The sequence below is a fragment of the Halopseudomonas yangmingensis genome (genome assembly GCF_900114825.1).
Classification (GTDB): Bacteria; Pseudomonadota; Gammaproteobacteria; order Pseudomonadales; family Pseudomonadaceae; genus Halopseudomonas; species Halopseudomonas yangmingensis.
In genome coordinates, this window is sequence record NZ_FOUI01000009.1 from 49373 (window position 1) to 70501 (window position 21129).

At 60.4% G+C, this 21129-nt stretch carries 20 protein-coding genes; 10 read left to right on the plus strand and 10 right to left on the minus strand.

Annotated elements, in window-relative coordinates; genetic code table 11:
• The first annotated feature begins 9 nt into the window (after nucleotides 1-9).
• The 3 genes from BMZ23_RS09490 to BMZ23_RS09500 all read left to right on the plus strand — a co-directional run bounded on the left by BMZ23_RS09490 (nucleotide 10) and on the right by BMZ23_RS09500 (nucleotide 3758).
• Nucleotides 10-594: a DUF1285 domain-containing protein gene (locus tag BMZ23_RS09490; protein WP_093476037.1), complete on the plus strand. Its 585-nt coding sequence runs from the start codon at nucleotides 10-12 to the stop codon at nucleotides 592-594.
• A 241-nt stretch (nucleotides 595-835) separates the two neighbouring features.
• Nucleotides 836-2989, plus strand: a complete 2154-nt coding sequence (locus BMZ23_RS09495) for an adenosylcobalamin-dependent ribonucleoside-diphosphate reductase (protein ID WP_093476040.1) — start codon at nucleotides 836-838, stop codon at nucleotides 2987-2989.
• A 64-nt stretch (nucleotides 2990-3053) separates the two neighbouring features.
• Nucleotides 3054-3758 carry a TSCPD domain-containing protein gene (locus BMZ23_RS09500; RefSeq protein WP_093476043.1) on the plus strand — a complete coding sequence of 235 codons (705 nt, stop codon included), beginning with the start codon at nucleotides 3054-3056 and terminating at the stop codon, nucleotides 3756-3758.
• A gap of 25 nt (nucleotides 3759-3783) precedes the next feature.
• Here the strand turns inward: BMZ23_RS09500 and rnk are convergent, their stop codons facing one another.
• Nucleotides 3784-4191, minus strand: a complete 408-nt coding sequence (gene rnk / locus BMZ23_RS09505) for a nucleoside diphosphate kinase regulator (RefSeq protein ID WP_093476250.1) — start codon at nucleotides 4189-4191, stop codon at nucleotides 3784-3786.
• 425 nt (nucleotides 4192-4616) lie between these two features.
• Here rnk and BMZ23_RS09510 point away from each other — a divergent pair, with 425 nt between their 5' ends.
• The 5 genes from BMZ23_RS09510 (at nucleotide 4617) to BMZ23_RS09530 (ending at nucleotide 9410) form a co-directional block, all read left to right on the plus strand.
• Nucleotides 4617-4862 (plus strand): acyl carrier protein, encoded by a 246-nt coding sequence (locus tag BMZ23_RS09510; protein WP_093476046.1) that lies wholly within the window; start codon nucleotides 4617-4619, stop codon nucleotides 4860-4862.
• 115 nt (nucleotides 4863-4977) lie between these two features.
• Nucleotides 4978-5895, plus strand: a complete 918-nt coding sequence (locus BMZ23_RS09515) for an AAA family ATPase (RefSeq protein ID WP_093476049.1) — start codon at nucleotides 4978-4980, stop codon at nucleotides 5893-5895.
• On the plus strand, nucleotides 5895-6857 hold the full coding sequence (locus BMZ23_RS09520) for a DUF58 domain-containing protein (RefSeq protein WP_093476052.1): 963 nt from the start codon (nucleotides 5895-5897) through the stop codon (nucleotides 6855-6857). Before BMZ23_RS09515 ends, BMZ23_RS09520 begins: the two co-directional genes overlap by 1 nt.
• Entirely contained in the window at nucleotides 6854-8908 is a 2055-nt protein-coding gene (locus BMZ23_RS09525) for a transglutaminase TgpA family protein (protein WP_093476055.1), read from the plus strand. Before BMZ23_RS09520 ends, BMZ23_RS09525 begins: the two co-directional genes overlap by 4 nt.
• Before the next feature lie 37 nt (nucleotides 8909-8945).
• Nucleotides 8946-9410 carry a DUF3429 domain-containing protein gene (locus BMZ23_RS09530; RefSeq protein WP_093476058.1) on the plus strand — a complete coding sequence of 155 codons (465 nt, stop codon included), beginning with the start codon at nucleotides 8946-8948 and terminating at the stop codon, nucleotides 9408-9410.
• 33 nt (nucleotides 9411-9443) lie between these two features.
• On the opposite strand, the gene BMZ23_RS09535 is transcribed toward BMZ23_RS09530, so the two are convergent.
• The 7 genes from BMZ23_RS09535 to BMZ23_RS09565 form a co-directional block, all read right to left on the minus strand.
• Entirely contained in the window at nucleotides 9444-10415 is a 972-nt protein-coding gene (locus tag BMZ23_RS09535; RefSeq protein WP_093476062.1) for a hypothetical protein, read from the minus strand.
• 67 nt (nucleotides 10416-10482) lie between these two features.
• The gene (locus BMZ23_RS09540) at nucleotides 10483-11520 is read right to left on the minus strand and encodes a M14 family zinc carboxypeptidase (protein ID WP_093476065.1); all 1038 of its coding nucleotides are present in this window, start codon (nucleotides 11518-11520) and stop codon (nucleotides 10483-10485) included.
• Between the two features lie 70 nt (nucleotides 11521-11590).
• Nucleotides 11591-12805: a serine hydrolase domain-containing protein gene (locus tag BMZ23_RS09545; RefSeq protein ID WP_093476252.1), complete on the minus strand. Its 1215-nt coding sequence runs from the start codon at nucleotides 12803-12805 to the stop codon at nucleotides 11591-11593.
• Between the two features lie 21 nt (nucleotides 12806-12826).
• On the minus strand, nucleotides 12827-13741 hold the full coding sequence (locus BMZ23_RS09550) for a hypothetical protein (protein ID WP_093476068.1): 915 nt from the start codon (nucleotides 13739-13741) through the stop codon (nucleotides 12827-12829).
• 14 nt (nucleotides 13742-13755) lie between these two features.
• Entirely contained in the window at nucleotides 13756-14733 is a 978-nt protein-coding gene (locus BMZ23_RS09555; RefSeq protein ID WP_093476071.1) for an NAD(P)H-dependent flavin oxidoreductase, read from the minus strand.
• 158 nt (nucleotides 14734-14891) lie between these two features.
• Nucleotides 14892-15674 carry an META and DUF4377 domain-containing protein gene (locus BMZ23_RS09560; RefSeq protein WP_093476074.1) on the minus strand — a complete coding sequence of 261 codons (783 nt, stop codon included), beginning with the start codon at nucleotides 15672-15674 and terminating at the stop codon, nucleotides 14892-14894.
• 56 nt (nucleotides 15675-15730) lie between these two features.
• On the minus strand, nucleotides 15731-16198 hold the full coding sequence (locus tag BMZ23_RS09565; RefSeq protein WP_093476077.1) for a flavodoxin family protein: 468 nt from the start codon (nucleotides 16196-16198) through the stop codon (nucleotides 15731-15733).
• 136 nt (nucleotides 16199-16334) lie between these two features.
• On the opposite strand from BMZ23_RS09565, the gene BMZ23_RS09570 reads away from it, so the two are divergent.
• Nucleotides 16335-16820, plus strand: coding sequence for a glutathione peroxidase (locus BMZ23_RS09570; RefSeq protein WP_093476079.1), 486 nt, complete (start codon nucleotides 16335-16337; stop codon nucleotides 16818-16820).
• 12 nt (nucleotides 16821-16832) lie between these two features.
• Here the strand turns inward: BMZ23_RS09570 and BMZ23_RS09575 are convergent, their stop codons facing one another.
• On the minus strand, nucleotides 16833-19184 hold the full coding sequence (locus BMZ23_RS09575) for a response regulator (protein ID WP_093476082.1): 2352 nt from the start codon (nucleotides 19182-19184) through the stop codon (nucleotides 16833-16835).
• Between the two features lie 124 nt (nucleotides 19185-19308).
• Between BMZ23_RS09575 and BMZ23_RS09580 the strand changes: the two genes are divergently transcribed.
• Entirely contained in the window at nucleotides 19309-20190 is an 882-nt protein-coding gene (locus tag BMZ23_RS09580; protein ID WP_093476085.1) for an ATP-binding protein, read from the plus strand.
• Nucleotides 20191-20214: 24 nt separating this feature from the next.
• Here the strand turns inward: BMZ23_RS09580 and BMZ23_RS09585 are convergent, their stop codons facing one another.
• Entirely contained in the window at nucleotides 20215-20973 is a 759-nt protein-coding gene (locus tag BMZ23_RS09585) for a hypothetical protein (RefSeq protein WP_093476088.1), read from the minus strand.
• Between the last annotated feature and the right edge of the window lie 156 nt (nucleotides 20974-21129).

Here is a 21129-nt window from a genome sequence, read left to right on the forward strand (position 1 = left end):
GGGGTTTCTATGAGTGATCTTGCGCCTGTTGCCGAAACCCTGCTCAAGTCCCTGCCGGATGCAACTGCCGAAGAGGTGTTAAAGCCAGCGCCCGTACATCTCTGGAATCCGCCGCTCAGCGGTGAGCTGGATATGCGTATCGCCCGGGACGGCACCTGGTATCACGAGGGGCGGCCGATTCGTCGGCACCGGCTGGCGCGGCTGTTTGCCAGTATCCTGCGGTTGGAAGAGGACGGTCGTTATGTGCTGGTGACGCCGGTGGAACGTTGGCTGATCCGGGTCGAGGCGACACCCTTTGTGGTTATTCGCGCGGATGTGGAGGGCGACGCTGACGATCAGCGCATTCACCTGACCACCAACATGGACGAGAGTTTCTGGCTGGATGCCGCCCACCCCTTGCAGATGCTGCCCGTGGGGGTTTCCGGTGAACTGCAGCCGGTTGTCGTGGTGCGCGATGGTCTGCAGGCGCGGTTGCATCGGAATGTCTACTACCAACTGGCCGAACTGTCGGCGCCGATGCAGCAGGAAGGTCTCGAGCGATTTGGTGTGCACAGTTGTGGTTGTTTCTTCCCGATGGACGGTCAGCAAAGCTGATCGATGGCTGCAACCCGCACGGAGACTGGCTGACTTGCCGGTCGAAGGACCGCACTGGCCTTTTATGCACGCCCGTCAAGCCCTTCCGGCTCAATTTTCACGGTTGATATTTCCTATATCTGGGTCTAGGATTGCGCGTCATGCACAACCAGTAGTGTTTTTTGCCAGTGTCGACCATAAGCCGGCGCAGGCCTTGAAGCTGGCCCTCCGGGGCCGTCAGCCGAGCATTCAGGAGATAACAATGAGTCAGACAGCCAAGGTGCAGCGACTGCACAACGTGGTTACCAGCATTCCGTTGCAGACTGCGTCGGAAGATATCTGGGATACCAAGTACCGACTCAAGACCAAGGACGGTGTAGCTATCGACAAGACTGTTGATGAGAGCTACCAGCGGGTTGCCCGCGCCCTGGCCGAAGTCGAGGAACCCAAGGTGCGCGAGCACTGGTACGAGCAGTTTCTCTGGGCCCTGCGCCACGGTGCGATTCCGGCTGGCCGGATTACCTCGAATGCCGGTGCGCTGGAGCACAAGCCGGCCACCTCGACCATCAACTGCACAGTGTCGGCGACCATCGGCGATTCGATGGACGATATCCTGTCCAAGCTGCACGAAGCCGGTTTGACCCTCAAGGCCGGCTGCGGTATCGGTTACGAGTTCTCTACCCTGCGCCCGCGTGGTGCCTATGTTTCCGGCGCCGGCGCCTACACCTCCGGCCCGCTGTCGTTTATGGATATCTACGACAAGATGTGCTTTACCGTTTCTTCTGCCGGTGGCCGTCGCGGTGCGCAGATGGCTACCTTTGATGTCGGCCATCCGGATGTAATGGACTTTATCCGCGCCAAGCGCGAGAGCGGTCGGCTGCGCCAGTTCAACCTGTCGCTGCTGATCACCGAGGAGTTCATGCAGGCGGTAGAGGAGGATGCCGACTGGAAGCTGGCCTTCCCGCTGACCCAGGCCGAAGCGGATGCCGATGCTGTTGATCTGAACGATGACAGCCAGGTGATCTGGCGTGAGTGGCCGAGCAATGCCCGTTACGTCACCCGTGAGGATGGCCAGGTAGCCTGCCGGGTGTTCCGTACGGTGAAGGCGCGCCGGGTGTGGGACATGATCATGGCCTCTACCTATGACTTTGCCGAGCCGGGTTTCATCCTGATCGACCGCGTCAACCAGATGAACAACAACTGGTTCTGCGAGGCGATCCGCGCCACCAACCCCTGTGGCGAGCAGCCGTTGCCGCCGCACGGCGCCTGCCTGCTGGGTTCGGTCAACCTGACCCTGTTCGTGCGTGACCCGTTCACCGACAAGGCGCGTTTCGACTGGGACGAGTACCGCAAGGTGGTGGATATTTTCACCCGCATGCTCGACAACGTGGTGGAGATCAACGGCCTGCCGCTGGAGCAGCAGCGCGACGAGATCTACCGCAAGCGCCGGCATGGCATGGGCTTCCTCGGTCTGGGCTCGGCGATGACCATGCTGCGCATGAAGTACGGTTCGCCGGAGTCGCTGGAGTTCACCGAAGAGGTGTCCCGCGAGATGGCGGTGCAGGGCTGGCGTACTGCCCTGCAACTGGCTGAAGAAAAGGGCCCGGCGCCGATCATGGACGAGGAGTTCGAGGTTACCGAGAAGATGCTCGCCAAGCGTCCGGAAATGCGTGCGGATGGCTTCAAGGCCGGTGACCGGGTCAAGGGCAAGGTGCTCTGGGCCAAATACAGCCGCTATATGCAGCAGGTGGCCGGGGTGGATGCCGAACTGATCGCGCAACTGGCCGAGAAGGGTGGTCGCTTCACCCACCACAGCTCGATTGCGCCGACCGGCACCATTTCCCTGTCGCTGGCCAACAACGCCTCCAACGGTATCGAGCCAAGCTTCGCCCACCACTATTTCCGTAATGTGATCCGCGAAGGCAAGAAGTCCAAGGAAAAGGTCGACGTATTCAGCTTCGAGCTGCTGGCCTACCGGCACTTTATCGATGCCGAGGCGCTGCCGAGCCTGGAAGCCGGAAAGCGTAACCTGCCGGACTACTTTATCGCCGCCGATGATGTGACGCCGATGCAGCACGTGGATGTGCAGGCGGCCGCACAGAAGTGGGTGGACTCGTCGATTTCCAAGACCGCCAACGTGCCGACCGACTACCCCTACGAGCAGTTCAAGGACATCTATCTGTATGCCTACCGTCAGGGTCTGAAAGGCTGCACCACCTTCCGTTTCAATCCCGAGGCGTTCCAGGGCGTGCTGGTCAAGGAAGAAGATCTGGCCAATACCACCTACCGCTTCAAGCTGGATGACGGCAGCTTTATTGAGGTCAAGGGCAACGAAGAGGTGGAATACGACGGCGAGCTGCACAGTGCCGCCAACCTGTACGATGCCCTCAAGGAAGGCTACTACGGCAAGTTCTGAACAGCCGCAGGCCCATTACCCCATTGCAAGGCCCTGTCGCTGACGGGGCAGAGGAATACCCATCATGGCAGTGAAAATCAGCAACAAGATCGTCGATTACGCAGTGGTCAAGCCGGACGAGCCCAAAGCCGTCGTTCAGGAGGTTGCCAAGGCAGCCCTGGCCATCGAGGAAATGCACGAGAAGCTCAAGCGCCCGCAGGACCTGGAAGGCAGCACCTACAAGATCAAGACCCCGGTGTCCGAGCATGCGCTCTACGTCACCATCAATGATCTGGTGCTGAACCCGGGCAGTGACCACGAATCGCGCCGGCCCTTCGAGATCTTCATCAACTCGAAGAACATGGAGCATTACCAGTGGATTTCCGCACTGACGCTGATTATCTCGGCGGTGTTCCGCAAGGGCGGCGACTGCACCTTCCTGGTTGAGGAGCTGCGCAGTGTATTCGATCCCAAGGGCGGCTACATGAAGCGCGGTGGCCGCTGGATGCCTTCGCTGGTCGCCGAGATTGGCGATGTACTGGACCAGCACCTGAAAAAGATCGGCATGTTGCAGGACGAGATGGATGACCATCAGCGTGCCTACCTGGAGCAGAAGCGCGCCGAATTCACCAGTCTCAAGCCCCAGGGGCAGGTGGATGCCGAGTGTGACGACAGCACCCAGTCCTATCCGCCGGGTGCGGTAATGTGTGGCAAGTGCCACACCCAGGCAGCGGTGCAGATGGACGGCTGTCTGACCTGCCTGAACTGCGGCGACAGCAAGTGCGGCTAAGGCCGCACCTGCCAGGCGTTACCATTCAGAGATGGAAGTCGCCGCTGGCTTCCGGCTGGTAGGTAATGTCGATGATTTTCAGTTTCAATGGACGGCCGCCCGGGCCTGTCCAGTCAATGCTCTGGCCTTTCTTCAGGCCGAGCAGGGCGATGCCGACTGGTGCCAGAATTGAAATGGTACCGGCTCGGCCGGCTTGGTCGGGGTATACCAGAGTCAGCACAAACTCACGGCTGCTGGCTTCGTCGACAAAGCGCACCGTTGAGTTCATGGTCACCACATCCGGTGTGATGCTGGTATGGCTGACTACGCGAGCGCGCAACATCTCGCCTTCCAGGGCTTCCATCAGGTCAATGGGACCGTCCAGGGTATCCAGCACCTTTTCCAGACGCTGAACATCCAGGCGTGACATCACAATGGCGGGTGACTTGTTCATGGCGAACGGCATTTCTCCTTGCTATGGGCAGGCCAGTGAAAAAAGCGACCTCGCGGGTCGCATGGCTGGACTGCTCAATGTGGTTGTATGCATCCGCAACCCGGTCGCTGACAGGGTGTCCGGGAACTGAGTAAAAGGGGCAGATGCGGGCGACAGGACGTCGGCCTTGCATCAGACACTACCAGAACCGCAGATAGTTGCAAGGCCCCGCACGGTTTTACTGTGCAGGGGGCGGCGGATGTGGCCGCCTGATTTATTGGTTTTGTGCGGATGCGCTGCGTGGCGGTTGTCTTTATTGCGCCGCCGCGGTCGGCAGGCTAGCCTGCAAGGCTGTAGGGCCTTGTTGCCAGTCTTTCCCTGTTTGTGCCTGAGCGGCATTTTTGTCAGAATCCGGCGATTTTCCATCATGATCAGGGGGCAAGGTAATGGAGCGTCTTATCGAGGTTCAGCAGTTACTGCGGCGCAATCTGCATCTGGATGATCAGCAACCGCTGGATCCGGATACCGAGTTGCTTGGAGCCATGCCCGAATTCGACTCCATGGCGGTGGTATTGATTCTGGCGGATATCCAGAGCACTTTCGGGATCCAGATCCCTGACGACGAGATCGAGGCAGAAGCCTTTCTCACCGTCGCCAGTCTCCACCATTTCATAATGTCCCGGCTGGGCTGAGTCACTGCTATTCTCCATGCAGGCGACTAGATGACGGCATGTTTCTGCTCCCTTTCAGTGTATGCAGTTGGGCTCTAAGATCGCCTGATGGCAGGGAAGAACAATCGAGGTGACAATGCGCGAACAACTGGATCAGGTGGTGCTGGCTGTGGAGCAGGTGCTGCTCGGCAAGCCTCGGGCAGTGCGGTTGGCAGTTGCCTGTCTGCTGGCTCGCGGGCATCTGTTGATCGAGGATCTGCCGGGGATGGGCAAGACCACCCTGTCACAGGCGCTGGCACGTGTGATGGGCTTGAGCTACCAGCGCATCCAGTTCACCAGTGACCTGTTGCCGGGCGATATTCTTGGCACCTCGGTTTTTGACCGCGACAGCGGGCAATTCGTTTTTCATCCGGGACCTGTCTTTGCCGAACTGATTCTCGCCGACGAGATCAACCGGGCCACGCCGAAAAGCCAGAGTGCGCTGCTTGAGGCGATGGAGGAAGGGCAGGTGACTATCGAGGGTGCCACTCGCCCGTTGCCCGATCCTTTTTTTGTTATAGCTACCCAGAATCCGGTCACCCAGGGCGGCACCTTTGCCTTGCCGGAATCGCAACTGGACCGCTTTTTGATGCGCCTGTCACTCGGCTACCCGTCGCCGGCGGCCGAGCGCAGTCTGTTGCAGGGTGATCAGGGACGCAGCCGACTGGAGGCCCTGGCGCCCGTGCTGGACCCGATCCGGTTGCGTGCCTTGCAGGCGGCGGTACCGCGCGTGTCAGCGTCCGAGGCGATTATCGAGTACATCCTGCGTCTGGTTGGTTACACCCGTGAGCAGGCAGGTTTTGCCTGGGGGCTGTCGCCGCGTGCCAGCCTTGGTTTGCTGGCTGCTGCCCGCGCCTGGGCTTTGCTCGAACATCGCCAGTATGTGATTCCCGAGGATGTGCAGGCGGTACTGCCGGCAGTGGTCAGCCATCGTTTGCGAGCCTCGGATGACCCTGCCGGACATGGCGGCGGTGCCCTGGCCCGTCGGCTGCTGTCCGAGGTGGCGGCACTCTGATGCAGCGCCTGCGCGGCTTGTTTCGCGGCTGGCTACAGGGCTGGCTACAGCGCCGGATGCCAGCCAGTGCCGAGGTTCGGCTCGGGCACCGTCAAATATTTATTCTGCCAACCCGCGCAGGGCTCGGCTTGCTCGCCCTGTTAGCGGCTTTGCTGGTCGCTGCAATTAACTACCAGAACAGTCTGGTGTATGCGCTGACTTTCCTGCTTTTCAGTTTGTTCTGGGTCACCCTGCACCACAGTTGGCGCAATCTGGCGGGAATGCAGCTGCGCAGCGGCGGTGTGGCGCCGGTATTTTGTGGTGAACAGGCCGCGCTAAGTCTGTGGCTGGATGCCGGGAGCCGGGCGCGCAGTGCCTTGCGGCTGGGCTGGCAGAGTCAGCAGCGCCTGACGCTGGACGTTGCTGCCGGTGAACCCCAGGCGGCAACCCTGTATCTGCAGACTACCCGGCGCGGCTGGCTGTATCCCGAGCGTTTGCGTGTGGAAACCCGTTGGCCGCTGGGCTGGTTCGTTGCCTGGAGTCTGCCGGCACTGCAGTGGCAGGTGCTGGTTTATCCGCATCCGCTGCAGTTTCCATTGCCGGTCGGTGGCAGCGGAGCCGACGCCGAGGACGGTGAGCCGAGCGCCCTTGAAGGTGTCGAAGATTTTGCCGGTTTGCGTGCCTACCAGCCAGGTGACAGCAAGCGCCGGCTTGACTGGCGCGCCTGGTCACGTGGTCAAGGGTTGCACAGTCGGCTATTCACTGATCTGGCCGGCGACAGTTGCTGGCTGAGTCTGGATCTGGCCCAGGGTAATGATCTTGAGGCACGGCTGGGCTGTCTTACCGGCTGGGTCTTGCGTCTGGAGCGTGAGAGTCGTCCCTACGGTCTGTTGTTGGCGGGTGAGCGCATAGATCCGTCACTCGGGGAGGCGCACCGCGACCGCTGTCTGCGTGCTCTGGCCTTGTTCGGGAATAGCCCATGAGCACCCCTGGTGAACTGATACCGCGCAGCAGCCTGGCCTGGCTGCTGGTTGCCCAGTTGACGGTAATACTGCCGCACTTGCCACGCTTGCCCCTGTGGGCCGGGGCATTCTGGCTGTTGTGTGTGCTCTGGCGCATCCAGATCCAGCGTATGCGCTGGACCTTTCCATCCTTGCTGATTCGGGCGCTGGGGTTGTTGCTGGTATTCGGCATGGTCTTCAGTCACTTGCGTACCCTGATCGGGCTGGACGCGACCGTCATGCTGCTGGTGCTGTTGTTCATGCTCAAGTTGCTGGAAATGCGCACGCCGCGGGATGCGCTGGTGGTGATCTATCTGGGGTTTTTTGTCACTGCTACTGCCTTTTTGTTTGATCAGGGAATACTGCTGACGCTCTATCAGGTCGGTGTGTTGTTGGTGCTGGTGGCGGCATTGGTAGGTCTGCAGCAGACAGCCGGCCGACAAAATCCGCTGAGTGCCCTGCGGGTCGGCGGCATGCTCCTGTTGCAGGCGGTGCCGCTGATGCTGGTGCTTTTCCTGCTGTTTCCGCGGATTGCTCCGCTGTGGGCGGTCAATGCACCGGGCAGTGCGCGTATGACCGGGCTGGCAGAAAGCATGGCGCCGGCCGATGTGGCGGAGTTGGCCCGTTCCGGAGCGCTGGCCTTCAGGGTCAGTTTTGATGGAGACATACCACCTGCCAGTGAACTTTACTGGCGCAGCATGACGCTGGCGGACTTTGATGGCCGTCGCTGGAGCATGGGGGCGCCGCTGCTCAGCAGGGTAAGTTGGGAGCCCCGTGGGCCACAATTCGATTATCAGGTGGTGGCTGGTGCCTCAGGTCAGCCCTGGTTGTTTGCCTTGCGCGGGGCCAGCAGCAATGATCCGGGAGTGCTGCAGACAGCCGATTTCAACCTGCGGGCCCGTGCCGCACTCAATGCAATTACTTCCTACCAGGTGCAGTCGCGACCACAGTCGCTGCTGCAGCCCGAGGGGCTGAATGCCGCCGAGCGGGCGCGCTTTCTGGCTTTGCCCGAGGGAGTAGACCCACGCAGCAGGGCTTGGGCCGCAGAGTTGCGGACCCGCCATGCCGGTGATGCCGACCTGATTGACAGCCTGATGCAGCATTTCAATCGTGAGCCTTACCATTACACCCTGCGTCCGCAGCGGCTCGGCCAGCACAGCAATGACGAGTTTCTGTTTGATACGCAGCGCGGTTTCTGTGCGCACTACGCCGGGGCCATGACCTTTGTGCTGCGCGCCGCCGGTATCCCGGCACGGGTAGTAGCCGGCTACCAGGGGGGCGAGCTCAATCCTCGTGGCAACCATCTGTTGATACACCAGTTCGATGCCCATGCCTGGGTCGAGGCCTGGCTGCCGGAGCAGGGCTGGGTTACCTATGACCCGACCTTTGCGGTAGCGCCTGAGCGTATCGAGCGCGGCCTGCAGGATGCGGTTCGTGGCGAGGGCAGCTTTCTGGAGGATGCTTTCCTGTCTCCGGTGCGCTACCGCGAGGTGGGCTGGATCAACCAGAGCCGTCTGTTCTGGGATGATGTGAACTACCAATGGCAGTTGCGCGTGCTTGGCTATCAGAGCGAGCAGCAGTTGCGGTTTTTGCAGAACTGGTTTGGCACTACCGACTGGCAGCGGATTGCAATTTGGGCGTTGTTGCTGGTGTTGCTGGCGACTGTGCCGGTCGTACTGTGGATTTTGCGTCCGGCGCGGCGTGCGGCAGACTGGCGGGTGCGCGCCTGGCAGCGCCTGGATCGCCGGCTGGCCAGAATCGGTCTGCAGGCGCAGCCGGGAGAAGGGCCGCGCAGCTGGGAGTTGCGGCTGATGCAGCATTTGCCTGGCCAGCGCGCCGAGCTGAAGGCCTTTTTCGAGCAATTTGTGCAGGTAACCTATGCCGAGCCGGAAGCCGGAAGCCGCAGGTCAGGGCGCAAGGCCCTGCAGCAGAGCTTGCGGGTATTGCTGCGCCGGTTACCACGACGCCGTCCGCCACAGCCGACCCGGGTGCTGGATGAGGTGCTGTCATCCGGGTCGCAGCCACCACTATAATCAGAAGCCTGAACATAGATCAGGCAGGGGATTTGCGATGCATCCGTTCAATGCTATTCGTCCACCCAGACTTGCATTGGTACTCAGTGTGGCTGGGCTGGTGCCTTTTGTAACCGGTGCCCTGGGGCTGTGGGTGATTCCCGAGGGCTGGCGTGATCGAGTGATGGATGAGTTGCTGGCCTATGCGGCCGTGATTCTGGCTTTTATGGGAGCCATTCATTGGGGGCTGGCAATGCGCGCCGAGGAAACCAGTGACAAGGCACCCATCCAGCTGGGGTTGTCTGTCATTCCCCCGTTGCTGGGGTGGCTTGGATTGAGCCTGCCGATTGCGCTGGCATTACCAGTATTTTTTCTGGCGTTCTTGCTGCTTTATGTGGCTGACCGCTGGGCGGTAAGCCATGGGCTTGCGCCGGTTTGGTATCCGGCGTTGCGCAAGCCTATCAGCCTGGTGGTTGTTTCCTCTCTGCTGGTTGCCTGGCTGGCTCTTTTGCAAGGGTTTTGAAAAGGCCATGGCCAGGCCGTCTCCGGTACGGCTTTATTCGCGCTTTCTGATATCCCCGCGGAACAACATTTCCAGGCGCAGGGTAAAGGCCCAGCGGGGGTCGAAGTTGGCGTCACGCGGGAAGTGCAGTTCAGGTATTACGTCAAGGTAAAGAATTTCCCGGTGCAGGTCGCGGCGGTAATGGGTCAGCAGGTAGTAATCATTGATGCGCGGGCTTGAGCTGCTGTTGCCGACCATGGCAGCGGCATAACGCATGGCGCTGCGCCGACCGAGAATCTGGTTAAGCTCTGCCCCTTGGGAAAACTCCAGCGTGTCGTATTCCTCCTGCCACTGGAACTGGGTTATGTAGCGTAAATGCAGGCTTTCACTGAGGGGGCGGCCGATATCCCAGCGGCTTCGTGCCGAGTAGCCGTCACTGTTGAACCAGGACAGCCGGTTGTATGACCCCAGCTGCCAGGGGCCGTTACCCAGATCCCAGAGGCGCTCGCTGGTCAGTCGCACATAGGGGTCAAGCGGCAAACGGAAACGAACGCCGCCGCCAAAACGGGTTGCCCAGCCTTCGCGCTTGTCCTTTGAGTCGAGATGATCGAGGCCAATGGTGGTGGAGCTGCTGTCGTTCTGGTCGCGGCGCAGCCGCTGGCTGCCCTGGTCAGCCAGGGTGCCCTGGCGTTCTTCCGGATCGCTTTCGATCAACAGGCGCAGGCGGTCACGGGTGGTTGGCAGATCCAGACGCGCACGGATACTCAGGTCGGTCTCGAAGTCTTCTGATTCCTGCCAGTCAAATTCACTGCTCAGACGCAGGAAAGAGCGGTTTTCCACGCTGTAGCTGTCGTCACTGCCAAAGAAATCATCAATGTTACGCGAGGTATTGCTGACCCATCTGGAGACGCTGTCGTGGACAGGCGTGATGCGTTCAACCATCCAGGGCGTCAGGTCGCTGTCACCATCGTCAGCGTGCAGGGACAGTGGAATAACCGCCAGGCAGAGCAACAGTGGTATACGCATCCATGATTTCTCCTTATGTTTTTCCCCCAGTCTAGCTTGAAGACCGGAAAATGACAGTCTGTGGGTTTCAGATAAACCATTGCTGAATGGCTTCACGCGTCAGGCGTTCGCGCTCCGTGGCGGCTGGTTGCCAGTGCTGCCAGGCCCGGGTTGCTTGACTGAGGAACTCGAATAGCGGCAGGTGCTGGCGCAGCACACGGCGCTTGCGGTGGTCGATCACCGGATTGAAATAGCCGAACCAGTCGAGCATCTGTCGCGGATTCTTGCGTACCCACAGCCACGAGCCCATCTCCAGGGTGAACGGCAGATAGACCTGCTGCGGATGCTGTTCCAGTGCTTCATCGTACAGGTAGTCCCAGAGGTCACCGTGGGTGGTGTAATTCACCGATTGCGGCTCGATGATGTACGGGTGGTGGTGCGGGTAGCTGCGCTGGTACAGCTGTTTCAGGGCGTGCACTTCAGCAATGTGGGGAATCGGTCGATGGCTGCGGGCATAGCTGCACCACAGCCGGTCGCGCCGGCCAAAGCCGCTGTGGCAGTCAACGCTGAGGGCAAAGGGGCGGCCTAGCAGGCGCTGGCGCACTGTGTTGACCAGCGCCATGGCCTCGGTTTCCATTGGTTGGTCGCGGCGTCCGCGATACCAGGGCAGGTGGCGGCTGATACGGTGACCACTGACCAGCCAGGGGGCGGGACCCATGGCATCTATCGGTGCATTGCGCATCAGGTCGACACCCTTCAGGTTGCTGCGCCGGTGATGCCAGATGCCGCCGGGGTTGATCATCGGCATCAGCAACAGGCGCAGGTGCTGCAACTGTTCATGCAACGACTCGTCCCACTCGAGGCGGTGCACCAGGCTGTGCAGCCAGGACAGCAACACCTGAGTACCTATCCGCTCAACACCATGCACACCGGCAAAGAAGCCGATTACCGGCGCATCATTGGCCAGGCTGCCCAGCTCGAGCACCTGCACCGGTACGCGCAGCCCATCGACCTCGACCTGACAGGCGATATCTACCCGCAGGTATTTTTTGCCCACTTCCAGCAGGTGTTCCAGTTCCAGCAGTTCGGGCAGGTGGCGCTGGATTTTCAGTAGTTCTTCGGTCATGGTCAGCCCGTTGCAGGAACTGCCATGAGCCTGTCACAGGCCGGTTGCAGGCATGTGACAGGCAGTCTGCTCAGTCGACCAGTGCGCCGTAGAGCATGGCCCGCAGTTGCTGGCGAATTGGATAGCTGGAGGAGGGGATCAGCTGGGTCATGAACACCATTAGCAGATCCTCGGCCGGGTCGACGAAAAAGTTGGTGCTGGCCATGCCGCCCCAGCCGTATTCACCCACCGATCCGATGGTTTGCGAACGTGCCACATCCAGCTTGACCGAGAAGCCGAGGCCAAAACCGCTGCCATCATAGGGTGTTTCGCTGAACGAGCCGGCCAGAGCCAGGCTCGGAAGGTCGCTGTTGTCCGGGAGGTGGTTGAGGCGCATAAAGCCCAGGGTTTTTGGCCCGATGATGCGCTGGCCGTCGAGGCTGCCGCCGTTGGCCAGCATCTGCGCAAAGCGCCAGTAATCGTCAACGCTGGATACCAGGCCGCCTCCGCCTGACAGGTAGCCGGCCCGGCTGAATGGCGAGTCCTGCGGGTCGTCCTGCAGGCTGAAGGAGTCGCCGGGCTGGTGCTGGTAACAGGCGGCAAAGCGCGGCAGTTTGGCTGTTGGTACGCTGAAAAAACTGTCCTGCATGCCCAGCGGGGCAAAGATATGCTCGGCGAAATACTGATCCAGCGGCTTGCCGGACAGCAGCTGGACCAGATAGCCGCAGACATCGGTGGCCACCGAGTAGTTCCAGGCGCTGCCGGGAGAGAACTCCAGCGGCAAGCGTGACAGTTCGTCTACCAGTCGCTCCAGCGTCATTCCCGGTCCGCCGTCGAGCTTGAGTGCGCGGTAGGCAGCGTCCACATTGGTACGCTGCATGAAGCCATAGGTTAATCCGGACTGGTGACTGAGCAGGTCGCGAATGGTCATCGGCCGCTGGCAGGCCGTGGTAAGGAAATTCGGATGCACGCCGGCCTTGTACACACGCAAGTTCTGCCAGGCCGGAATGTATTTGTGCACGGGATCATCGAGCAAGAAACAGCCCTGTTCGTAAAGCTGCATCAGTGCTACCGAAGTGACCGGCTTGGTCATCGAGTAGATGCGAAACAGCGTGTCACGTTGCATCGGCAGGTTGCGTTCGACATCCCGCAGCCCCTGTGACTGACACCAGACCAGCTCGCCGCGACGGGCAATCAGGGTGACGCAGCCGGGCAATTTGCCCGGCTGCAGGTACTGCTGGTCGATATGCGTGGCGATGCGCTGCAGGCGTGTCGGGTCAAAGCCCTGGATCAGTTCACGGGACATGCGGGTTTCCATGGCGCAGTTTTACGCCTCTGCTTCGTAGTTGGGGTAGGAGTGCTTGAGGGTGGCATGATTCAGCAGCATCTCGGCCTTCAGCACAGTGCCGCTGGCGTCATAGATGCGCGAGCGTACCCAGTAGGATTCGGTGCGCTTGCTTTCCGACAGGGCAACCACTTCGCGGCGGATCAGGTAGTCCTCACCAACAAACAGTGGGCCGTCGATCATGCGGATTTCCTGGTCGGCAAACAGGCCGATGACCGGTTGTTTGACCGGGAATTCAGCCAGTTTGCTGCTGTATTCGGCCAGTACGCTGACCATTTCCAGCGGGATGATCGCCCGGCCCCAGGGGCTGCTGGTCGGGTCGCTGTACCACGGGGAGTTCTCGGTGATGCGCTCAAGCTTCTGTGCCAGCGAGAAGGGGTACAGGTTGCCCATGTGCTGATCGGCGTCCATACGTACCGGTTCATCCTGCTTGCCGGTCATGCCGACCTTGAGGTCGGCGAGAATCACCAGCTTCTCCGGCGTGCGCAATTTGGCCATGCGCTCATCCAGCAGGCTGGGGCCGTCATCCGGGCCCAGGCTGGCGCTGGCTTCCAGTACCGGGGTGCCGTCGGCCTTTTCCGCCCAGCAGCGCACACGGGTGGCACCGGGCGCCGGGCGCTCGATAAAGGCGCGTACCTGTTCGCCCTCGACCACCATGTTCTGGAAGTGACTGGAGAAACAACCACGCTCAAACCAGGTCTGGCCCCAGACCTCGGCCAGCAGCGGGGTGAACTGGCTGAAATGGGTTGGGCCTTCGATTGGGCCGGCGCGAAAGCCGAGTTTCTCGGCCATGGCGTCATCGTGAATCGAGGTGTGGCCGCTGTATTCCTGGTCGGCCAGCATCTGTTTCGGCTCGCGCAGCGGGCCGCAGAGAAAGAGTGGAGTGTCGAAACTCATGTGGATGTTCCTTATCAGTTGTTCAACATGCCGCTGAGGCGCTGGCGGATAATGGTTTCGGCTTCGGCCATGATGCGGTCGATCAGCTCCTGCACCGTGGGGATGTCGTTGATCAGGCCGGCAACCATGCCGCAGGACCAGGCGCCGGCATCCATTTCGCCGGTTTTCATGATGCGCGGGTAGACCCCGGCAACTTCCGCGGCGATGTCGGCAAAGGTCAGCTTGCTGCCCAGTTCACGTTCCTTCTCCAGCAGACGCTCGACGGCGGCGTTGGTCATCACCCGCTCGGTATTGCGCAGCGGACGCATCACCAGTCGGGTATCCAGTTCGCTGGCGGCGACAATCGCCTGCTTGACGTTCTCGTGTACCGGCGCTTCGCGGGTGGCGATAAAGCGGGTGCCCATGTTCATGCCCTCGGCGCCGAGCGCCAGGGCAGCAGCCAGCGAGCGGCCATCGGCCATGCCGCCGGAGGCAACAAAGGGAATCTCCAGCTCGTCGGCGGCGCGCGGTAGCAGGATAAAGTTCGGCACGTCGTCCTCGCCGGGGTGGCCGCCACACTCGAAACCATCCACGCTGACCGCGTCACAGCCAATGGCCTGGGCCTTCAGTGCATGGCGCACCGCGGTGCACTTGTGGATCACCTTGATGTCGTGCTCCTTGAGGATCGGCAGGTATTTCTGCGGATTGTTGCCGGCGGTTTCCACGGCCTTGACGCCGCCTTCAATGATGGCGCGGATATAACCGGGGTAATCCGGCGGGGTGACTGAGGGCAGGAAGGTCAGGTTGACGCCGAACGGCTTGTCGGTCATTTCCCGGCAGCGGCGGATTTCATTCAGCAGGGCTTCGGGGTTTGGCTGGGTCAGGGCGGTGATCATGCCCAGGCCGCCGGCATTGGCGACGGCGGAGGCCAGTTCGGCATAGCCGACATGGTGCATGCCGCCCTGAATGATCGGGTGCTGGATGCCGAACAGTTCGGTGATACGGGTTTTCATCGCGATGCCTCTGTGCAGGTTGGTTGGCGGCGCAGCCAGGCGCCCGGTCCCTTTGTGACCGATGAGTGTAGGTGGGCGGCATGCCCCGGGCAATCGCGTTGTTTACAGGGTATTCACTGGTTTGATTGGCCGCCGCAAGGCCTGCGGCGGCCGACTGATCAGCGGATCATCATTTCCGACTCGACCACCATGTCCAGCACCCAGACGAAGCGGGAGGCGTCGGCCGGCGGCTGGGCGCGGGTGAAACGCTTGAGCCTAAGCACATTGCGGATGCCGGCCTGGTGTTCGAAACCTTCAATGGACTCGTACATCAGTCGCCATTCGCCGGCATTCCGTTGCAGCCCCTGTTCGTCGTAGTGCAGGTCGCGGACTTTGAGACAGCGGTGCTCCGGCATCAGTGGGTGTTGGCAATCTGCGAGGTCCTGGGAAACTTCCAGAAAGACGATTTCCGGGGTGCTGCCGTAGCGGGTTTCAGCGGTCGGAGTGCCCTGCAGAAGCAGTTGTTGACCGGCAGCGTTGGTCAGTTGCAGCTGGCGCTGTTCGCCATTGTCCTGCACATGCAGTTGCAGCGACTGTCCCAGAAAGTCGCGAATGGCGCTTTCACGCTGCATCAGCGCCTGATTGTCGCAGTACATCATGGTCTGCATCAGCTGACCGACCTGCAGCCGCTGCTGTTCGATGCGATAGTCACCGCCGATCAGGTTGCAGCTGCCAGTGATGCCCAGGCGCTGTTCCTCGAAATTGAGTTGCAGGGGCTGCTCCGGCACGCCGCTGAGTTCGGCAATCGGGCTGCCGTCGGCCTGCAGGGCCTGTTGCAGTTGCCAGTGCCAGCCCTGCAGCTGCGGCTCCGGGCCGGGGGCTGTCGGGGTGCTGGTGGCGTTGCAGGCCACCAGCAGGGCGCTGCCCAGCAACAGCAAGGAAAGGCGTGGTGTCGATGACATTTTGCTACTCCGGTGCGGTGGATGAAGGGCTTCGACCCCGGGCGCTGTCAGAGGTTCTAGAACACCCCGTTATCCAGGCCGGCCGCCAGATACAGGCCAAGCTCCTCGACCTGCTCGACAAAACTGTCCTGCCAGTCGCCACGCAGGGTCAGCGGCGGCTGGACCCAGTTCCAGCGCAGCCCGGTGACTATGCTTTCGATCGCGCGGCGGGTGCCGGTGCCGTCATGTCCGGCGCGGATATACAGGGCGCAGGGCAACCCCTGCTTGCGCTCCAGCACCGGGTAATAGCAGCGATCGAAGAAGTCTTTCAGGGCGCCGCTCATATAACCGAGATTTTCCGTGGTGCCGAGCAGGATGGCATCGGCCGCCAGCAGATCCTCCGGTGTTGCCTCCAGTGGCGGCAGCCAGCGACTGCTGACTGACTCGATGTCCGGGTGACGGGCGCCGCGCAATGCCGCCTCGGCCAGTTTGCGGGTGTTTTCGGAGGGCGCGTGGGCAACGATCAGCAGGTGTTTGCCGGGCATGCGGGGAGCCACTGAATGACTGTAGTTGCTCCCAGAGTAGCACTGGCCAGCGCCGGATGCATGTCGGGTGAAAATAACCCCGCTCTGCTAAGCTGTGCAGCGGGCAGACAGGGGTCTGCCGCTATCGGAGAACAGCATGACCGAGACTATCCTGCAGATTCCCTGCGAAACCATTGATGGCCGCGAGGTGACCCTGGGTGAACTGGGCGGCAAGGCCTTTCTGATCGTCAATACCGCCAGCAAGTGCGGCTTTACCCCGCAGTACAAGGGGCTTGAGGCGCTGTGGCAGAAATACCGCGAGCGTGGCCTGCAGATTGCCGGATTCCCCTGCAACCAGTTTGGTGCCCAGGAGCCTGGCAGTGAGGAAGAGATCGCGCAGTTCTGCGAACTCAAGTACGGTGTCAGCTTTCCGCTGTTTGCCAAGGTTGAGGTGAATGGCCGCCAGGCGCATCCGCTGTTCATCCAATTGAAGTCGCTGGCGCCAGGACTGCTTGGCAGTAAGGGTATCAAGTGGAACTTCACCAAGTTTCTGGTGGATGCCGAGGGTCGCGTGGTCGGCCGTTACGCGCCGACCACCGGACCGGCTGAGCTGGAAAAGGATATTGAAAAGTTGCTGGGTTGACGATGTGGCGCGCTACTGCCGTTCATTGTCGTTCGGCAGCCAGTGCGCCAGAATCTGTTGCAAGTCTTCACGGTTGAAGGGCTTGGTCAGGTAGTCGTTCATGCCAGCCTCCTCACAGCGCAGGCGGTCGTCCTGCAGTGCATTGGCGGTCAGTGCTATTACCGGAATATCCTTCCAGCGTGGGTCGCTGCGCATTCTGCGGGTGGCTTCGTAGCCATCCACAACCGGCATGTTGCAATCCATCAGTACCAGCGGATAATCGTGGCGCTGTAACAGCTGCAGGGCCTCTTCGCCCTGTGCCGCGATGTCAACTTTATAGCCCATTCTTTCTAGCATCCCGCGAGCAACCATCTGGTTAACCACGTTGTCTTCAACCAGCAGCAGGGACTGGCCATTGCCCTTGTGTTGCGGTGTAGCAATCGCCTGGGATTGGTCTGGTGCATGCAGCAGACTGTCAATCGCTGCGGCCAGGCGGGCGCGCGGCGGCGGTGCAGGCAATTGCTGGCGTATTCCCAGCATTTGGGCCTGCTGGCTGTCCAGTTGCTTGGGATATGGGCAATACAGCAGGCGGGGGATCTCGCTGTGGATGCCGCTCAGGCGTCTGGCCAGATCGGGGGAGTCGATTATCCAGACGTCTGCCAGGGGTATTTGCTGCAGCGGGGTGTCGGACTGGTAGTCCAGACGCGTTACCTCCAGACGCCAATGACGCATGAGTTCTTCAAGGATGGCTCCCTGGCGTCGATCGCTGCGATTGAATAAGAGTACCGAGCAGAAGCCTGGCGCTGGTTCGGCGTTATCCGGGGTCTGGCCGGAGGCCAGGGGTAGATGAACGCAGAATGTGCTGCCCTTGCCGGGGTGTGACTCGACACTCAGATAACCGTGCATGGCTTCGGTGAGACTTTTGCACAGCGCCAGGCCCAGTCCGGTTCCACCAAAGCGTCGGGTAATGTGCACATCCGCCTGGGTAAAAGCGTTGAATATGTCACCCAGCGCATCAGCTTCGATGCCGATCCCCGTGTCGCTGATACGGATGAATACAGAATAGTGGTCGTCTTCCCTGTTGCAACCAAGCTCAACAGCCACTTCGCCGTGTTCGGTAAACTTCAGGGCGTTTGACAGCAGGTTGCTGATTACCTGACGAATCCGGGTCGGATCTCCGCGCAGACTGTGCGGGAAGTCTGGCTGAATGCGGCAGCTCAGTTCCAATTCGTGCTTGCCGGCATTTTGCGACAGCAGGCTGAGGGTTTCTTCAACCAGATCAGGCAGGTTGAAATCGATGTGTTCCAGTTGCAGTTTCCCGGCTTCGAACTTGGACAGGTCCAGTATGTCATTGAGCAGCTGTACCAGCACCTTGCCTGAGTCGTAGGCAATAGTCAGCTGTTGCCTTTGCTCACTGTCCAGGGGGCTGTCCAGAACCAGTCCGATCATGCCCAGCAGGCCGTTGATCGGGGTGCGTATTTCGTGGCTCATGGTGGCCAGGAAGGCGCTGCGCGCGCGGGCCATCTGTAGAGCCTGCTCGCGGGATTCCTGCAGCTCGGTGTTCGAGCTGCGTAGCTGGCTGTTGGCTAGTTGCAGTTCGTTGGTTCGCGCCTCAACGATCATTTCCAGTTCGTCCAGATAGCGCCGCAGACGTTCCTCGGCACGCAGTTTCTGGCGCAGGTTGACATCGATATTTTGCAGTTGCTGGTTGATTACCTCGACCAGCACGCCAATTTCATCACGCTGGTGTCCGGCAGGACAGGGCAGGCGGGAATGCCGGTGTGAGGCGGTATCCATGCCAAGAAGATTGCTGATGAGTTGAGTGAGCGGTTGCGTAAGCATGCGGTAAAACAGCCCCATCAACAGCAGCGACAGTGCCAGGCTTAGGACGAATGCCGAGAGCATGACAGTGCCGGCGCGGCGCAGGAAGGTAGCCCCCTGATGGAAGGTGTCTACTTCGATATGCAGTTTGCCAAGAATTTCTCCGGGCAGAAGGTTGACCTGCAATTCGCTGGAGTAACTGCGGCGGCTGTCAAACAGCAGGTCGCTGATCAGCCGCCAGCGGCTGTCATTCATCGGGCGGCTGACGCTGGCCAGGGCACTGCCGTTGTTATCGATGATTTCTGCTTTGACCAGTTGTGGCGCCCGCAGTAGGCCATTGACCAATTCTGCTGCCAGTTCGGCATCGATGTTGTAGGCAATTCGCGAGGCCGGACCATGGCTGACGTTCAGTTGCGCAACAATTTCGCGGTCGATTGCCGCGTTTTCGGCACGGTAGTCCAGCAGTACCTGCAGCATGCCGAGCAGAACGCCAAGGCCGAAGGCTGCCAACACACCCAGGCGGGTCTGCTTGAAGGAAAGTCTGTCGGTCAACCGGATTTTCATGGGTGCCGTCTGTCCTTGATGGAGTCGGCCGATTGCCTGCCTAGGCCGCTGCGGGTGTCGGCGTGGTGGAGTGCCGCCGTCTGTGGCATGCTTTTGCCGTGTCCCTATTCTAGCGGAGCTCTACATGTCTGCCACCCTGGTCGAACAATTGCTGGACTCCCTGCAAGAGGCTGTTGCCGGGCAGGGGAAGCAGGATCAGATAGACTGGCAGCGGGTCTTTGCGGCTCGCTGGGAGTCCTCTGGACGTGCCGGCCAGCTGCGCCCCTTGCACTTGAGGCTGGATACGCAGCTGCAGGATCTGGTCGGAATTGACCGGCAAAAACAGTTGCTCGAGCTCAATACGGCGCAATTCGTTGCAGGCTTTCCGGCTAACGACGCCCTGTTGTGGGGCGCCAGAGGTACCGGAAAATCATCGGTGGTTCGTGCCTTGCTGGCCGCCCATGCGACCCGAGGGTTGCGTCTGATCGAGGTGGATCGTGGCGAGTTACTCAACTTGCCGCAACTGGTTGCACGAATCCGTGATTTGCCATGGCGGTTTCTGTTGTTTTGCGATGACCTGGCCTTCGAGGCGGACGACCAGACCTACAAGTCGCTGAAAACCTTGCTTGATGGAAGTGTCGAGGCCGGTGCGGACAATCTGCTGATTTATGCAACTTCCAATCGTCGACACCTGTTACCGGAAATGCGTAGCGACAACCAGGCGGCAAGCATGGTCGATGGTGAGTTGCATCCGGGGGAGGCTATCGAGGAGAAGATATCCTTGTCGGACCGGTTCGGGCTGTGGGTGTCGTTCTATCCCTTTGCCCAGGATCACTATCTGCAGGTGGTACGTCACTGGCTGGGGCGCATAGCCGCAGATGCAGGGTTGTGCTGGGAGTGGTCGGTGGAGCTGGAACAGCAGGCGCTGCGCTGGGCTACGGCGCGTGGTAACCGGAACGGGCGCTGTGCCAGACAATTCGCCCGTGATTGGGTTGGCAGGCAGTTGCTGAACGGGGCTGCGATCTGACGTGATGCAGGCCCCGGGCAAAAGCTAGTCGTCGTAAAGGCTTTTCTTTTTCCAGGTTTCGTTTTCTTTTTCCAGTTCATCCATGCCGGAAAGCAGCTCTCCACTGGTGTTTTTCTGTTCTGCGGCATTTGCCGCCTGTTCCGCTCTGGCCATGAGCGTTTTGAATTCGCTGATTTTGTCGGCCAGGGCAGGGCTATTGAGTTTGACCAGAAAGGCCACAGCGCGTTCGTATTGCAGCTTGGCAACGCGGGGCTTGCCCTGTTGCATGGCCTGGCGGGCCAGGGCGCTGAATGTCTCCAGTTGGGTAAGCAGCAGACACTGGCGCAGATGCTTCTGCCAACGTTGCAGTTCGGCGGCGGCAATGATCGAGTCAGCGCCGGCCTGCTGTAATGTCTTATCCAGGCTCTCCAGCTGCTGGCGAATACTACGGCTGTGCTCTTCGCTGGTGACCTGAAGGACAGCAGGCCGGGAGTCCTCGTTTGCTGTCCCGTTGCCGAGCGCGTCCCGCTGCTTGCGCAGAGCCTCATTTTTGCTGTCCAGGCGTAACAGCTTGTCGAGCAGGTTGATCTCAACCAGCTGAAGCTGGCTGCGCAGTTCGGCTGGCACGAAGGTTTCGGGAAGTTGTGAGCTGGCCTGGTTGAGCAACCTGAGCCTGGCTTTCAGTTCGGCTGTGGCGCGGGCGCGTTGAACGCGGGCGCGCTCGATGGTGTGGTTGATGTAGCCGATAGCCAGCAGAACGGCAATGCCGCCGGCAACCAGCAGTGCAATCAGAAGAGGAGACACGTAGGCGAGCTCTTATTGTGATGAATGAATATTGCATCAGTTATGCCACAAGGCACTGCGCAAATAAAGCCACGCGGTGGCTATAAGCGTCTGTTGCAGGGGTGTCGAAAAAAGTAGTGATAAAGGGGTTGACGCACTCATCACCCCTGCATAAAA

What these genes read in the sequence shown, in the direction of transcription:
- BMZ23_RS09490 (WP_093476037.1), top strand. Translation starts at nt 10, where the DNA reads ATGAGTGATCTTGCGCCTGTTGCCGAAACCCTGCTCAAGTCCCTGCCG.
- BMZ23_RS09495 (WP_093476040.1), top strand. Translation starts at nt 836, where the DNA reads ATGAGTCAGACAGCCAAGGTGCAGCGACTGCACAACGTGGTTACCAGC.
- BMZ23_RS09500 (WP_093476043.1), top strand. Translation starts at nt 3,054, where the DNA reads ATGGCAGTGAAAATCAGCAACAAGATCGTCGATTACGCAGTGGTCAAG.
- rnk (WP_093476250.1), bottom strand. Translation starts at nt 4,191, where the DNA reads ATGAACAAGTCACCCGCCATTGTGATGTCACGCCTGGATGTTCAGCGT.
- BMZ23_RS09510 (WP_093476046.1), top strand. Translation starts at nt 4,617, where the DNA reads ATGGAGCGTCTTATCGAGGTTCAGCAGTTACTGCGGCGCAATCTGCAT.
- BMZ23_RS09515 (WP_093476049.1), top strand. Translation starts at nt 4,978, where the DNA reads ATGCGCGAACAACTGGATCAGGTGGTGCTGGCTGTGGAGCAGGTGCTG.
- BMZ23_RS09520 (WP_093476052.1), top strand. Translation starts at nt 5,895, where the DNA reads ATGCAGCGCCTGCGCGGCTTGTTTCGCGGCTGGCTACAGGGCTGGCTA.
- BMZ23_RS09525 (WP_093476055.1), top strand. Translation starts at nt 6,854, where the DNA reads ATGAGCACCCCTGGTGAACTGATACCGCGCAGCAGCCTGGCCTGGCTG.
- BMZ23_RS09530 (WP_093476058.1), top strand. Translation starts at nt 8,946, where the DNA reads ATGCATCCGTTCAATGCTATTCGTCCACCCAGACTTGCATTGGTACTC.
- BMZ23_RS09535 (WP_093476062.1), bottom strand. Translation starts at nt 10,415, where the DNA reads ATGCGTATACCACTGTTGCTCTGCCTGGCGGTTATTCCACTGTCCCTG.
- BMZ23_RS09540 (WP_093476065.1), bottom strand. Translation starts at nt 11,520, where the DNA reads ATGACCGAAGAACTACTGAAAATCCAGCGCCACCTGCCCGAACTGCTG.
- BMZ23_RS09545 (WP_093476252.1), bottom strand. Translation starts at nt 12,805, where the DNA reads ATGTCCCGTGAACTGATCCAGGGCTTTGACCCGACACGCCTGCAGCGC.
- BMZ23_RS09550 (WP_093476068.1), bottom strand. Translation starts at nt 13,741, where the DNA reads ATGAGTTTCGACACTCCACTCTTTCTCTGCGGCCCGCTGCGCGAGCCG.
- BMZ23_RS09555 (WP_093476071.1), bottom strand. Translation starts at nt 14,733, where the DNA reads ATGAAAACCCGTATCACCGAACTGTTCGGCATCCAGCACCCGATCATT.
- BMZ23_RS09560 (WP_093476074.1), bottom strand. Translation starts at nt 15,674, where the DNA reads ATGTCATCGACACCACGCCTTTCCTTGCTGTTGCTGGGCAGCGCCCTG.
- BMZ23_RS09565 (WP_093476077.1), bottom strand. Translation starts at nt 16,198, where the DNA reads ATGCCCGGCAAACACCTGCTGATCGTTGCCCACGCGCCCTCCGAAAAC.
- BMZ23_RS09570 (WP_093476079.1), top strand. Translation starts at nt 16,335, where the DNA reads ATGACCGAGACTATCCTGCAGATTCCCTGCGAAACCATTGATGGCCGC.
- BMZ23_RS09575 (WP_093476082.1), bottom strand. Translation starts at nt 19,184, where the DNA reads ATGAAAATCCGGTTGACCGACAGACTTTCCTTCAAGCAGACCCGCCTG.
- BMZ23_RS09580 (WP_093476085.1), top strand. Translation starts at nt 19,309, where the DNA reads ATGTCTGCCACCCTGGTCGAACAATTGCTGGACTCCCTGCAAGAGGCT.